The 13,658-nt window shown below is 42.2% G+C and carries 14 protein-coding genes and 2 pseudogenes; 9 read left to right on the top strand and 7 right to left on the bottom strand.

Annotation, left to right across the window (positions count from 1 at the left end; genetic code table 11):
* Positions 1-71: 71 nt before the first annotated feature.
* The gene (locus LRL21_RS38690; protein WP_240421147.1) at positions 72-1,694 is read right to left on the bottom strand and encodes an ABC-ATPase domain-containing protein; all 1,623 of its coding nucleotides are present in this window, start codon (positions 1,692-1,694) and stop codon (positions 72-74) included.
* Positions 1,695-2,650: 956 nt separating this feature from the next.
* Between LRL21_RS38690 and LRL21_RS38695 the strand changes: the two genes are divergently transcribed.
* From LRL21_RS38695 to LRL21_RS38735, 9 genes and pseudogenes are all read left to right on the top strand, one after another.
* On the top strand, positions 2,651-3,868 hold the full coding sequence (locus LRL21_RS38695; RefSeq protein ID WP_240421148.1) for an IS110 family RNA-guided transposase: 1,218 nt from the start codon (positions 2,651-2,653) through the stop codon (positions 3,866-3,868).
* Between the two features lie 238 nt (positions 3,869-4,106).
* Entirely contained in the window at positions 4,107-4,595 is a 489-nt protein-coding gene (locus tag LRL21_RS38700; protein ID WP_240421149.1) for a hypothetical protein, read from the top strand.
* A gap of 260 nt (positions 4,596-4,855) precedes the next feature.
* Positions 4,856-5,068, top strand: coding sequence for a hypothetical protein (locus LRL21_RS38705; RefSeq protein ID WP_240421150.1), 213 nt, complete (start codon positions 4,856-4,858; stop codon positions 5,066-5,068).
* A 42-nt stretch (positions 5,069-5,110) separates the two neighbouring features.
* Positions 5,111-5,689, top strand: a complete 579-nt coding sequence (locus LRL21_RS38710) for a TetR/AcrR family transcriptional regulator (RefSeq protein ID WP_240421151.1) — start codon at positions 5,111-5,113, stop codon at positions 5,687-5,689.
* Between the two features lie 340 nt (positions 5,690-6,029).
* Positions 6,030-6,731, top strand: coding sequence for an SDR family oxidoreductase (locus tag LRL21_RS38715; protein WP_240421152.1), 702 nt, complete (start codon positions 6,030-6,032; stop codon positions 6,729-6,731).
* Positions 6,728-7,513 (top strand): SDR family NAD(P)-dependent oxidoreductase, encoded by a 786-nt coding sequence (locus tag LRL21_RS38720; protein WP_240421153.1) that lies wholly within the window; start codon positions 6,728-6,730, stop codon positions 7,511-7,513. The genes LRL21_RS38715 and LRL21_RS38720 overlap by 4 nt, the downstream gene beginning before the upstream one ends.
* A 57-nt stretch (positions 7,514-7,570) precedes the next feature.
* Entirely contained in the window at positions 7,571-8,653 is a 1,083-nt protein-coding gene (locus tag LRL21_RS38725) for an alkene reductase (RefSeq protein ID WP_240421154.1), read from the top strand.
* Positions 8,654-8,740: 87 nt separating this feature from the next.
* Positions 8,741-9,764: pseudogene (locus LRL21_RS38730) on the top strand (NADP-dependent oxidoreductase).
* Positions 9,765-9,801: 37 nt separating this feature from the next.
* A complete protein-coding gene (locus LRL21_RS38735) occupies positions 9,802-9,990 on the top strand; it encodes a hypothetical protein (RefSeq protein WP_240421155.1) in 189 nt (62 codons plus the stop codon).
* A 579-nt stretch (positions 9,991-10,569) separates the two neighbouring features.
* Here the strand turns inward: LRL21_RS38735 and LRL21_RS38740 are convergent.
* The 6 genes and pseudogenes from LRL21_RS38740 to LRL21_RS38765 form a co-directional block, all read right to left on the bottom strand.
* A pseudogene (locus LRL21_RS38740) lies at positions 10,570-10,817 on the bottom strand (transposase); the annotation flags it as partial.
* Between the two features lie 520 nt (positions 10,818-11,337).
* Positions 11,338-11,724 carry a DUF6223 family protein gene (locus LRL21_RS38745; RefSeq protein ID WP_240421156.1) on the bottom strand — a complete coding sequence of 129 codons (387 nt, stop codon included), beginning with the start codon at positions 11,722-11,724 and terminating at the stop codon, positions 11,338-11,340.
* Positions 11,725-11,987: 263 nt separating this feature from the next.
* On the bottom strand, positions 11,988-12,251 hold the full coding sequence (locus tag LRL21_RS38750) for a hypothetical protein (protein ID WP_240421157.1): 264 nt from the start codon (positions 12,249-12,251) through the stop codon (positions 11,988-11,990).
* Positions 12,252-12,305: 54 nt separating this feature from the next.
* Positions 12,306-12,557: a hypothetical protein gene (locus tag LRL21_RS38755; RefSeq protein WP_240421158.1), complete on the bottom strand. Its 252-nt coding sequence runs from the start codon at positions 12,555-12,557 to the stop codon at positions 12,306-12,308.
* 237 nt (positions 12,558-12,794) lie between these two features.
* Complete coding sequence (locus LRL21_RS38760) at positions 12,795-13,166, bottom strand: DUF6223 family protein (protein WP_240421159.1); 372 nt, start codon at positions 13,164-13,166, stop codon at positions 12,795-12,797.
* Positions 13,167-13,254: 88 nt separating this feature from the next.
* Entirely contained in the window at positions 13,255-13,647 is a 393-nt protein-coding gene (locus LRL21_RS38765; protein ID WP_240421160.1) for a DUF6223 family protein, read from the bottom strand.
* Between the last annotated feature and the right edge of the window lie 11 nt (positions 13,648-13,658).

Below are 13,658 nucleotides of genomic sequence, written 5' to 3' on the forward strand. Positions count from 1 at the left end.
TTAAACTAACGTTCTCTCGTTAGCGTAACATGCAAACCATTAATATGTCTTAATTAGAGGTGTACTGAAGGCTAAAGCTGAATAAAATTCAAATGTTTCATTCTGTTAAAGACAGATAATACTTCATTAATTCTTGGTAATTCAAGCCATCTTTCGAATCCAGGAAAAAAGGAAGAAAATACAGTATCTAAGCCTTCCCTTTCCATATCTTTAAGAGCTTTATTAATCTTTTCTTGAATAAAGATTACGCTATCCTGATTACTTATAGCGAGTTTTCGAATCAAAAAGGCAATAGCTACAAGTTGGGCGTTTGATGTGATATTGTAAAGCCCTCTGATATCAATTTGTTCATCACCTATCACGATATATTCCATGGTTGAAACCATCAGCTTTTCTGTACCACTTCCCTGTGGATAGCTCGAAAAGCGATCTGCGCTAATTTTTCTTTCTATCTCCCAATTTGTAAAGGGAATACGTTCGCATGGTTTGTCGTGTTCGCATAAACTTTTTGCTTCCTGCGTAACGTTTTTTGGCACGAAATTGTCCAACAGGATAATTTGATCGGCAACGGATAAAAATTCACCGCTTCCTCCAATGACCAAGACGGAAGAAACGCCGACAGATTCATAAAGCTCCCTAACACGTTCCGTAAAAGGTGTAATAGGTTCACGTTTGATTAATGAACGCATCTTGATGTCTTGTATCATAAAATTCGTGGCACTTCTGTCTTCATCAATAAGAAGAAGCTTACACCCGTAGTCGATTGCCTCCATAATATTCGCTGCTTGCGATGTGGAACCTGAGGCGTAGTCAGTTGAAAACTGTTCAGCCGAACCATTAGGTATCCATTTTATGAAAGGCGTGATATTGATATTTTTTATTGAACGACCTTCCTCAGCCGATATTTCCATTGCGGTTTGGTCTGTAATCACTAATTCTCGTCCGTCGCCTAGGCTGTGATTGTATATCCCCGAATTTAGCGCATCCAACATTGTGCTTTTACCCGAATAGCCGCCGCCAGTGATGACGGTCACACCACGTTTTATTCCCATCCCTCTAAAACCAAAAATTTCAATTTCAATATCTTCCGGAGATGTAAAAGGCAGTGCACCCTCCAGTGGACTGCTATTGTCTTTATTTCTTGGTAAAATGCTGCCATTGGCAATAAATGCACAATAATCACTGGATTTCAGCCATTCGCGAATCAAATTTTGTTTATTTTCCAATTCGACGGCAGCATTTAATTTGATGTGATCAAACCCTGAAATTAACTCCTCCACTTTTTTTGGAAGCATTTTGCAGAGCATACGCATAGCCTTATCGTTGTTCTTAAATGGGAGTTGGACTGTAATCATTAAGCACAAATACCATTTTTCTGAAAAGCTTTCGACAAACGATGCATTACGTTTTAACACCACATTCGTTGGGCGGAAACAATAAAATGCACCATTTTCCTTATCAGAACGTGACCGGTTATAAATCAATTTATTTAATGCTTCAATATGATTAACCCATTCTCTTAATGCAAAATCGGAGAGAACAACTGGATTCGTTTCGTCTAAGCCGAGACGGTCAAAAGGTATTTTTATGGTGATACATGGTTTATCCAAAGTGAGTTTATGCGTCCGTTCAATATAATAAGCAACATCATTATACCAATAGGTTGGGTCAGATATCGTACCACCATCATCCAAGTATGAACCTTCATAAATCATACCGTAAGTTGACTGATCGGATTGTAATGATCGAAAATATTGAGCGAGTCTTTTAATAAAACATCATCCTTTCATATTTGGAAAGAGGTGAATAACGGAAACAAGTGCCGAAGTTGAAAACGATATCTCAAGAAGGGGGACCCTTATCCTTTGGAACAAGGCAACGACAAAACGTATCATCGCCCACTAATCTCCAGTTATGAACCTGCTCAAACTTAAACCGGCACTGTTTGAAATTTTCCACGAAAAATGAATTCCAGCCTAGGTAATTCAAGTTCAATTACTTATTCCCCCAAACGATTAAATCCCGAGCAATTTCAAAATAAAACCACTATTGTTGCCTTGACCAATCTTATTGACTAAAAAAAATAACAGCCACTCCCTGAGTGGCTGTCATAAACAGGAAAGAAAACCTAAACTTTCCTTCTGTCTAAATATAAAAGCCCTGAGGGGAATCCTACCCTCAGAGCCTAATGAATTCGTAAAAAGTAGCTAAAAAACAATATGAGGATAGGACGTATATGTTGTTTTTGTTTTCATTGTCCTCACCTCGTTACGATTTATTATTACAGCAACAGAATCATAACATAAAGTTCACCCACAATAAAGGGAAAGATTAATTATATTTAACTCAAACCCTGAAACATTCCGTATTCATGTTAAAGTAATCTCCCGTTAGTCATACATGCAGCGCAAGCGCTGCACCACAGATGATGAAAATGGGTCGAAGAATCCGTCAATACTGCTACTATGGCTGGGAGAGGAAGGTCGATGAGCTATGGTGCGTTAGAGCCCATCCGTTAGTCTGACTCCAACGATCACGGTGCATCACAGATTGTCGCTCCCTTTCGGGAAGCACTCATGGGAGACTAATCCTACTCTGATTTTTGCACCAGCCTCTACTCTGATTGAGCCATAGAGAGGATGTTTTTAAGATGGAAGTTGTCATTGAACGAGCATGCGGTATGGATATTCATAAGGACAACATTACAGCATGTATTCTTACGTCGAAGGGAAAGGAGATTCAAACGTTTTCAACTAAAACTGTGTTTCTGTTACAACTAATCGATTGGATTAAACAACATGAATGTACTCACGTTGCTATGGAAAGCACAGGGGTATTTTGGAAGCCTATTGTCAATCTATTAGAAGCTGAAGGAATTGAATTTTTAGTGGTCAATGCTCAGCATATGAAAGCACTGCCTGGACGTAAAACAGATGTTAAGGATTCAGAATGGATTGCAAAGCTTCTTCGTCATGGGTTACTCAAAGCAAGTTTTATTCCGGATCGCAATCAACGGGAGCTTCGAGAGCTGGTTCGGTATCGTCGTAGTATCATTGAAGAAAGAGCAAGACAACACAATCGAATTCAAAAAGTGCTAGAAGGAGCAAATATTAAGCTCGGCTCTGTTGTGTCAGATATTATGGGCGTTTCTTCTCGTGATATGCTGCGTGCCATTGCAGATGGTGAAGATGATCCCGAAAAACTAGTGAGCTTCGCTAGACGCACCCTGAAGCGAAAAAAGGACGAACTTGAATTGGCTCTTCAAGGCTATGTAAACCCTCACCAGCGTCTGATGATTAAAACCATCTTAACTCACATTGATTTTTTAAGTGAACAAGTTGAAGTACTCGATCAGGAAGTTGCTATGCGGGTAGAATCGTTTCATGAAGATGTTGAACGTTTAGATTCAATCCCTGGTATAGCCACTCGAATGGCAGAACAAATCTTAGCGGAAATCGGGACGAACATTAAGAAGCAGTTTCCGAGTGCAGCACATTTATGCTCATGGGCAGGACTCGTACCTGGACATAACGAAAGTGCAGGAAAAAGGAAATCTACCAAAGCCAAGAACGGAAACAAATATCTGAAATCTGCCTTAGTTGAAGCAGCCCATTCTGTTGCAGCGTCAAAAAACTATCTCGGTGCCATGTATAGACGTACAGCCACACGAAAAGGAAAAAAACGAGCAGCCATAAATGTGGCTCATGCTATGTTAAGAATTTCCTTCTATCTTTTAACACGTAAGGAAATGTATGTAGACTTAGGTGAAGATTATTTTGACAAACAAAAGCAACAATCTATTGTAAAGTACGCAATACGACGCCTAGAAAACTTAGGTTATTCTGTGACTATTACTGGAGCTTCCTAAATTCTTCAAGTTACCATTTTTTTATCCCAGGCGCTGCACTCTTTTTTAAAAAATGAATGAGCCGCGTCTTATTAACTATTGTCTTTTTAAGTTACTTCGGCTTTATTTTTCATGGGAGACTCCTGCGCGATATCCTGAGCGATATGAAAGTCACCGATAATACTATAATAAAATAAGACTTTCCGGAATAAAAAAAGGTCTTAATGAATTGCATCTGTCCTGTGAGTATTTAAACCGTATGGAAATAGAAGATTGTTATATTATTGGAGATTTTGGGGTGGATTCGGAAAGAAATATCGTGAATGAGCCTAGAGTCTTGCGTTTTGGAGATTGGTGCTTACAAGGCTACCCCAATTATCCAGGTAGTATTGTGTACCATTTCGTTTGGGATGCCAATCTGAAAACTAGAGAAAGGGCTGTCTTGGAGCTAGGAGAATATAATGCGGTGACGGTCGAGGTAAGGGTGAATGGTGTAACTGCTGGCTATGTTCCGTGGCGTGCAGCAAACCGAATAGATATCACGGAATACCTGGAGGAAGGTGATAATTCCATTGATATTGAAGTAATGGGCAGCCCGAGAAATCTTTTTGGGCCGTTCCACCAGGTAGAGGGGCGTAGCATATTTACAAATTCGGGTGCGTTCAGATGTGAAGGAAATGATTCTGTATCGGAATATGTACTGAAACCATACGGGTTATTCGGAATGGTAAGGATATGTAAGAAATAGGAATGATTGGATGCTACTTATTATGAATGCTCTTAAAGGTGGGGAAGGTTATAAGCGCTAAGAGATAGGAAATAGTTATAAGTCATTTTGGGGGAGCAATTCCTAACTCGTTTGGTTACTTCATTACCCTCGTAAGGGCATATGATGTCTTTCAACTATCCCGCCTAACAAGCGGGCTTTTTCGTTTTTCGCTTCCTCTGGATATCGATACATAAAAATTAGTTAAATGCGAAAACTACCTCTGCTAGAGGAGGGATGCGATGCTTAGGAAGTTGTTCGGAAAAAGAAAAACAAAGAACGTGTACGTGGAGAGACAAAAACAGATTCCTGTAGGAGAAGATAAGCCTTCCACTTCCTTAGATGAGATGACAGGAGAAATATTCAACGGCTGCTCAGACGTCGTCTTTCGCGCGATCAGCATTAGCGGTGTAGCACTCAATGGAATATTGTGTCATATTTCGATTCTTTACTGATCGTTCTCAATATGTTATATTAATTGAGGGAGGGAGATGGGAATGGCGAGAAGCAAGGAGTTTGAAGAGAAAGAGGTCTTGGATAAGGCAATGCGGCTCTTTTGGGAGCAGGGGTACGAGAAAACGTCCATGACCGAGTTGGTTGAGCATATGGGTATTCATCGAAGAAGCTTGTATGATACTTTTGGAGATAAGCATAGTCTGTTCTTGAAAGCGATGGAGCGGTTTGACGACAAAATCAGCGCCGCGCTTGCAAGAGAGGTTAAACGATCCAAGACCGCATTCGAGGCATTACAGTTTATTTTTAGCTTCATGATCGACGGGGATGAGGACTCGCCAGCCGGCTGCTTAATGGTGAATTCGGCCGTAGAATTGGCGGCGCGCGACGTCGAGGTGGACAGCAAGGCCACGAAAGCATTCACGACAGCAGAGCAATTGCTCAAGGAGATTATTCTTTGGGGACAGCGTGAAGGTGAATTCACCTCCACATACAATGCTGAGGAATTGGCGGAATACCTGCATAATGTATGGATTGGGTTAAGGGTAATTGCAAGAACCTCGGCTTCCAAAGAAAAGCTTCACCGTATTATTCATATTTCGATGAAACTTTTGGAAGAATGAGTGTAGTCAGTTCAGTTGTGAAAAGTTTCCCTGCTAATCCATGCTCTTTCAGATCGATTTATTTTATGCATATTTTAGAATGAACATTCTCAAAAATAATCGCAAAAAAGAAGCTCTAAAGCTTTACTTTACAATGAAGTTTATCAGGGCAGTTAAAATAACAAACAACACAACACACAAAAACAACAGGACAAGGCACGCAGTTTTTTTTTGTGAAATTGGGAATGGTCGTTCCCGATAAGGGACGAATATCGAGCAATACTCGCTTACCGTATCTACTACGTATCACAACGCGAATAGCTTCAAAAAACATTTTCATAAATAAAAGGAGCACATAACAATGAATATTTCTCAACAAGTTGCATTTGTCACTGGCGCGAACCGAGGTTTTGGTCGGTATCTCGCCCTTGAACTTCTATCCAGAGGAGCTAAGGTGTATGCCGGAGCCAGAAATCCGCAGTCCATTGACATTCCCGGTGCAATTCCTGTAAAGCTTGATATTACGAACCCTCAAGAGGTAGCGGCAGCTGCTATGGCCGCTCAAGATGTTACGCTTCTGATCAACAATGCAGGCTCGGCTACAGGAGCTACTTTGCTTAACGGTGATCTCGATCAAATACAGTTGGAATTTAATACGCACTTCTTCGGCACGTTATCCATGATTCGCAATTTCTCACCTATTCTTATTAATAATGGTGGGGGATCCATACTGAATATCCTTTCCGCATTATCATGGTTCAGTAGTGGGGGGAGTGAAGGCGCTTATTCGGCTGCAAAGGCGGCTGCGTGGGCAATGACGAACGATTTGCGCTTAAATCTGTATCCTCAAAATGTGAGAGTAACTGGCTTGCATGTGGGCTTTATGGATACAGACATGACATCAGGCGTTGTAGCTCCTAAGTCCAACCCGGCTGATATTGCAAAAATTGCAATTGATGGAATAGAGTCCGATAGCTTTGAAATTCTTGCTGATGAACCGAGCCGTCAACTCCAGCGTGCTCTCGCTGGCGGTATAGCAGCTATTTACCCACAGCTTAAATGATGAGCAAAACTGTACTAATTACCGGAGCTTCGGGCGGAATTGGAAAAGAGCTGGCGGATCGTTTCGCTAAAGACGGATACGACTTGGTGCTGGTCGCACGCAGCGAGGAAAAGCTCGTGGATATCGCGAGGGAATATCGGGAAAAGTACCGTGTCCAAACGACATACTTCGCCAAAGATGTTGCGTTACCTGGCGTGGCGGAGGAAATCTACAGGGAGCTTAAAGAAAAAGGGATCACCGTCGACTTTCTTGTTAATAATGCGGGCTTCGGCTTATACGGAGAATTCTTGGAGACAGAGTTGGAGCAAGAGATCAATATGATCGACATTAATATCAAGGCTCTGACTGTAATGACAAAGGTTTTCTTACCGGATATGGTCAAAAGGCACCAAGGTGGGGTACTGAATGTGGCTTCGTTGGTGGCTTTCTTTCCTGGACCACTGATGGCAGTTTACTACGCTACAAAAGCGTACGTACTATCGTTCACTGAGGCTTTGGAGAATGAGCTGCGCGGCACAGGTGTGACTTTGTCCGCACTCTGTCCAGGAGCGACAGCAACTGGTTTTGTCGATCGTGCTGGGCTAGCCACCTCAAAGCTGTTTAGAAGCGGCGTCATGGAGGTGGGGCAGGTGGCTGACATAGGATATCGCGAATTCTTGCGGGGCAAGACTTTAATCATAACAGGGGGGCGTAACAAGTTCATGGCGTTCTTACCGCGGTTGCTGCCTCGCAAGCTCATGATAAATGCGGTCAGATCCGCACAGGCTAAAGTGCACCGTTAATCGAAAGAAACATTGAAGCTAATAAAATAAACTCAATTCAAAGAGGGGTTTTTAAAAATGGAAAAACTGTGGAGCAAAACGAAAATTGGCAACCTGGAATTACCCCATCGGTTAGCGATGGCACCAATGACACGTAGTAGAGCGCAAGAGGATGGTACCCCGGGAGAGCTAACTTCCCTTTATTATGCTCAAAGAGCATCGATGGGTTTAATTATTACTGAAGGCACACAACCTTCTGATGATGGTCAAGGTTACTTAAGGTCACCGGGCATCTATACGGAAAAGCATATTGAAGGTTGGAAAAAGGTTACGGATGCGGTACATGAAGCAGGTGGATTTATATTTATCCAATTAATGCATGTCGGTCGTGTTTCGCACCCCGACAATACACCACATCATCGTCAACCCGTTGCACCATCTGCAATCGCACCCGGTGTAGAAATGTTTACGGCGAAAGGGATGCAGGAAATACCCGTTCCAAGAGAGTTAAGTGAAAAAGATATCCAGACGACAATTGCAGACTTCCGGAAAGCAGCAGCGGCAGCTATTAAAGCCGGAGCTGACGGCGTTGAAATTCATGGGGCCAATGGTTATCTGATTAATCAATTTATTGGAGCGAATTCTAATACACGATCGGATAAATACGGTGGATCGATAGAGAACCGCGCTCGCTTTGGAATTGAAGTAACGAAAGCAATCGTTGAAGAAATTGGAGCCGAACGAACAGGCTTCCGTATTTCGCCGGGAACACCTCTTAACGGAATTGATGAGGGCGAACACGGTCCTGAAGTTTATCTTCACCTTGTAAAAGAATTAGCACAATATAATTTAGCTTACCTCCATGTTATGCATTTAGGGAACGAAACACTTCTCCGTGAAATTCGCAACATCTGGCCAAATCCATTATTAGTCAATAGAGCTGGACGAGCTCTAGAAGATCTTAGTGCAGATATTGATAATGGCCTTGCTGATATGGCGCCAGTCGGAGTTTGGTCATTAGCTAATCCGGACTTAGTTGAACGTCTTAAAGAAGGCTTTCCTTTGAATGAAGCAGATCGTAAAACATTGTACGCTAGTCATGGAAACGAGGGTTACACAGATTATCCTACGATGAAAGAACTTCAATCTCAACAACAGTAAAGAATAACATGGATATTGCTTTATGATGGCGTACAAATTAAAGTACGCCATCAATTTTTCCAATAAACGAATGTGGAATTAAGATAAATGAAAAAAGGAGAAGATGAAGAATTGAAAGCGGCGCAAATGAAAAAATATTCAAAACAAATCCAAGTAGATATAAACAATATAAAAATACCGGAAATCAATAATCATGAGGTTCTTATCAAAGTAAAAGCTGCAGGTGTAAATCCTTTAGACATCCTTATTTTAAATGGTAGTATTCGAATGGTTGCCGATTATGACTTCCCTTTAACTTTAGGAAACGAACTATCCGGCGTTATTGAGGCTGTTGGAAAAGATGTTGTGAAATTCAAGGTTGGAGATCCAGTTTATACAAGGTTACCAATAAATAAAATCGGAGCTTTTGCTGAGTATGCGGCAGTTCATGAGGATGCGATTTCCGTTATGCCTAAAAATCTTTCTTTTATTGAGGCCGCCGCAGTCCCCCTCACGGCTTTGACTGCATATCAAGCCTTGCATGATGTACTGCATGTTCAGCCCGATAAAAAGCTATTTATTCCTGGAGGAACCGGCGGCTTTGGTATGATGGCAATCCCGATTGCCAAATCGATGGGCTTATATGTGATTACGAGCGGCAGTGAAAGAGGTAGATCACGTACACTGTCCATCGGCGCTGATCAATTCATTAACTATAAAGAGGAAAATTATTTTGATTTGCTATCTAATATTGATTATGTTATCGATACATTAGGGGCAAAAGAAATTAAAACGGAACTTGCTATTCTCAAACCCCAAGGGAAATTGGTATCATTGAAAGCTTTACCCAATTACCGCTTTGCTGCTGAAAACAAATTTCCAATATGGAAAAAGCTATTATTTGGTTTAGTAGGTGCTCGTTTAGATCGATTAGCAGCTAAACATAATAAAGAATATCACTTCTTATTCGTGTCCGCCAATGGAAGGCAATTACAAAAACTGACGAAACTAGTTGAGGATGAAGATATTAATCCCGCTATAGATTCAGTTTACAATTTTGATGACATTAATATGGCTTTAAATAAAGATTTCTACTGGCCACTCCGAAGGAAAAGTGATAGTAACCTTTTAAGGAGAGGACATATGAAATTTGGAAATATGCTCGAAAGGTGCCTTGGCATAACACCGCATTCAAGCTTCGTAGTATTTGGCTGATTACGAACGGGTACGTTAGTTCAATGAAGGACTATACAAACGATGAAGGAGCTGCCGAAGCAGCTCCTTTTGCTTCTTTACGACATCATCATTTTTTTCACCTGTTGGAAGTCAACATCATTATTACATTGAAAGTCGCTTAAATTACGGCTTTTTTTAGTTATGTAATAAGGTTCTTGTCATCGGTTGATGTCAAGAACCTTATTACATTTCCTATAAATGACAAGAACCTTAGTACATTCCCGACGGAGTAAACATAATTCCATTGGACTAAACTGCGGTGGGTAAGTACTATGGGAAAAAAAGTTCTCCAGTCTTTGCTTTGTAATCAATTTTCCAAAACTTTGGAAGTTAAATCACAAAAACAGAAAGTGTTTGGAATGTGTTTGTATTACTGTAAAAACTTTATTTTCAGCGGCAGTCTAGAACTTATTTTCAGCTCATAAACTGCAGCTGGTTTTATATTTGCGTCAGTCTATCCTGAAATAACTGTATTTCATCATCTGATGGTGCCGCGTTAGCGGCATGGACGTCTAAATCTATATTTTCATCGATTCTTACTGGGGAAATTCATACTATATGCGGGTCGATTTTGTACCTATCTGGAGTACTGGATTTCCGAAAGCAGTGCAAATGATAAGGAAGCGGTACAAGGGGAGCGTAACGATGAGCGCTGTCACAAATAAAATGTTCAGAGAGAGATGTATCGGGCTTTGACGGGACAGGAAATTGTAGGCATCAGTAGTGAGCAATATTACTTTGAATTCACTGGCTTCTTTCTTTGTCTTCATTAACAAAAGCCTGCCATCTGAAACAAGAGAGAAGAACTAAGCAAAATGGCGATCAACTGCCAGTATACATGACATTCAAAACGTTCGGTTTTGACCGGCTTGCATCGGTCAATATGGAAGATGGATTTCCACGTTTTAAATAAATTCTCGATTTGCCAGCGTAGGGAATACAGGTCATGGTCATGTAGATATTGATGGCACTTAAACGCTTTGCTAAGTTACCCGTTGAATGGATCGTTTGTATTCAGCGCTTTATTCAAACGTATGTCTCTGATGAGGTTAGAGTTACAAAATTTAGTTAATCAACATGTCTGCGGAAATAGTTATCTATACTCAAGAAAATAATGCCGTGCCCAGAGGAGCTTCAGTTTTGGGGACGGTTATTTGTTGATGAGATCGGGATGACCGAATTGTACCCGATTGACTGGAAGAAATCGATTTCTGTAAACAAATTCCTTCCCTCTTGAACCTTTTCATGCTAATTTAGATAATACATTGTATGACACACGGGAAGAGGAATGTGGGACAAATCTTCCAATTGGAGTTCAATACTTATGAATTTATTCATGGGCCTATTTGATTTAATCGAAAATCAGTAATAAAATTTAACACAGCCTATCAAAAAAGGTTATCTGGGTTTGGATTAACCAGATAACCTTTTACCTAAAATTCAGATCAAGATATTCAAACCCATTTAGGTCAGCCAGCACGGTGGGAGCGGATCAGAGTGATACCGGCAAGAACTAAGCTTATGATCCCCGTCACGATGGCGATGACAGCCGCAGCTCTTCCGTCGCCAGTGCCGAAATTACCAGGGAACATGGTCATATGAATTAAAGCATAGACAATGACGATCAGCGCTACCACTACGGATATGATGGCCCCGTTTCGCCCACCATTGCCTATACGACGGATGGAGCGGGATAGAGACAGCCCAGCAAAGATTGCGTTCATCAGCCCCACTAACGCGTCTACCGTGGACCAGATTCGCCCGGTCGTGATTACATATCCGACTTTATTTTCAGCAAAGGCAATCGTTGGTACAAGTAGAAGCGTACAGAGTATTCCGATTGAAACTAGTTTCATTTTCATATGCTCATTCCTCCAATTTATTGTTTCATCGTTTCCAATACAAACGATTTCTAAACTTGATCGAGTTCCCAATCCACAATGAATCGGGAATACCAGTCCATGACAGCGTATATATACATCCATGCTTCATCCGCACGTATGTAATGTCTACACTCCAGACCTGGTCCGGCTGCGTGATGGGAGCTTCCGGAGCAAATAAGGATACGTCCAGTGCTGGTAATCCCGTTTGCTCGGATTCGGATCTGGGTAAATGGCCATCAAACCCATTTAACGCATAAAGCGTCTGACGGTGTTTTCGTGATATCCTCTCCTTCCCGATTCATCACGGTGGCAATCGTTCGATAACCCATGAACGGATGCGCTGTATACAGTTCATCAATCCGGTGCTTGCGGCGAATTTCCTCCGGAGAGGGTGGGATCGACTGGTAGTACAGGCTGCTGCGGTTGAGGCCTAATAGATCCACTTGAGCTACGACGGAAATGTCGGGGTGTTCCCAGTCGAGGAGATCCATACGCTCCAAGCGAGACCAATTAGAGGCCAGATTTTTTTTGATCCACGATAATTGGGTAGTGAGCTAGCCCACTTCAGCGTAGAATCCATCGATATGCTTTTCGTAGTCTTTCTTCTTCTTTGTGATGCCATTGCGATCATCTACAAACTGTTCCGAGAGATTCTGGACGGCTTCGGCTTTCCACCAGTTGAGGACATTCGTGTGAATGCCATGCTCCGAGACAGGCTGTGAACCAATTTTTCTTCTTTTAACATTTCTAGTACCAGACGAGCTTTTTGTTCGGGAGTGAACTTTCTTCTTTTGTTTGTCATACAACTAAATCTACTCCTTTTCGCTGTCTAGTTTCTTTGTAGCATTATATTATGGGTCGCCGTTCGGTGGACGGTGCAACATAGTGAGACTTGGCGCTTTAGCGCCATAGCGATACTCGTATACTTTGTGTAAAAAACTCGCTTCGCTCAGAAACAAGTTTCGCCACGCTTACCATCGAACATCGCCTCGTCACTCTGTTCATTCGCCATATTTGGTTTATGAAATGGCTTGTAATTCGGTTCAGCTAGTGCGATATCGGGAGGCGATCCAAGCCATTCCAGAGAGGACGATCGTGATGATCGACAGTATGACGGCAAAGGCGGCACCGCCTCGCCCGTTACCGGAACCAATATCGCCAGGAGTGTGACCAAAATGCGGCCCAGCGATGAAATAGACAATCAATGCCAACACAACGGCCACGATGGTCCCAATTCGCCAATTACCTTTGCCGGAACGATCAGAGGCACGGGCCAAAGACCACCAACTGATGACCACACTGCCCAACCCCATCACCACGGTCACGAGAATACTGATTCGTGCGGAAGTAAAACCGTAGACCTGTTCAGCTGAGGCAAATGTTGGCACAAATAGAAGTACACAAAATATTTTCACGCTTATTCTCCTTTCACTGTCATTACAAAATCTCCTCTTGCGCCCTCCAAAAAGCACGTTCTCAAGAGGAACAGAAAAAATAGTCGAATTATTTGTTACGAAGAGCGCGGGTCCAAGCCATTCCAGCAAGCACCAAGCCGATCAGCCCAATCGCGATCGCTAGGATCGCTCCTGCACGCCCGTTGCCAGTGTTGAAACTACTAGGGGTAACGGCTAGATGAAACGCAGAGAGAAGCACACAAAACAGACTCAACACGATAGACATAACAGGCCATTGACCAGTGGCAAAACGACTGGTTGGACGGGCGCGAGCGATCCCAGCAACAACCGCGCTGCTTAGCCCAATCAACCCAGCCGCAAAAGTCAAGAGCCGCCCGGGGGTGATACTACCATAACCAACACCAGTCCCTTCAGCAAAGGCAATCGTCGGCACAAGTAGAAATACAGAAAAAATTGCGAATGAAACGAGTTTGACTTTCATGATTATTTCTC

It is taken from the genome of Paenibacillus periandrae, from assembly GCF_022458865.1.
GTDB lineage: Bacteria > Bacillota > Bacilli > Paenibacillales > NBRC-103111 > Paenibacillus_S > Paenibacillus_S periandrae.

Excerpts from the sequence above, each read along its gene's own strand:
- LRL21_RS38695 (WP_240421148.1), top strand. The coding sequence starts at position 2,651 with ATGGAAGTTGTCATTGAACGAGCATGCGGTATGGATATTCATAAGGAC.
- LRL21_RS38700 (WP_240421149.1), top strand. The coding sequence starts at position 4,107 with ATGGAAATAGAAGATTGTTATATTATTGGAGATTTTGGGGTGGATTCG.
- LRL21_RS38705 (WP_240421150.1), top strand. The coding sequence starts at position 4,856 with ATGCTTAGGAAGTTGTTCGGAAAAAGAAAAACAAAGAACGTGTACGTG.
- LRL21_RS38710 (WP_240421151.1), top strand. The coding sequence starts at position 5,111 with ATGGCGAGAAGCAAGGAGTTTGAAGAGAAAGAGGTCTTGGATAAGGCA.
- LRL21_RS38715 (WP_240421152.1), top strand. The coding sequence starts at position 6,030 with ATGAATATTTCTCAACAAGTTGCATTTGTCACTGGCGCGAACCGAGGT.
- LRL21_RS38720 (WP_240421153.1), top strand. The coding sequence starts at position 6,728 with ATGATGAGCAAAACTGTACTAATTACCGGAGCTTCGGGCGGAATTGGA.
- LRL21_RS38725 (WP_240421154.1), top strand. The coding sequence starts at position 7,571 with ATGGAAAAACTGTGGAGCAAAACGAAAATTGGCAACCTGGAATTACCC.
- LRL21_RS38745 (WP_240421156.1), bottom strand. The coding sequence starts at position 11,724 with ATGAAACTAGTTTCAATCGGAATACTCTGTACGCTTCTACTTGTACCA.
- LRL21_RS38765 (WP_240421160.1), bottom strand. The coding sequence starts at position 13,647 with ATGAAAGTCAAACTCGTTTCATTCGCAATTTTTTCTGTATTTCTACTT.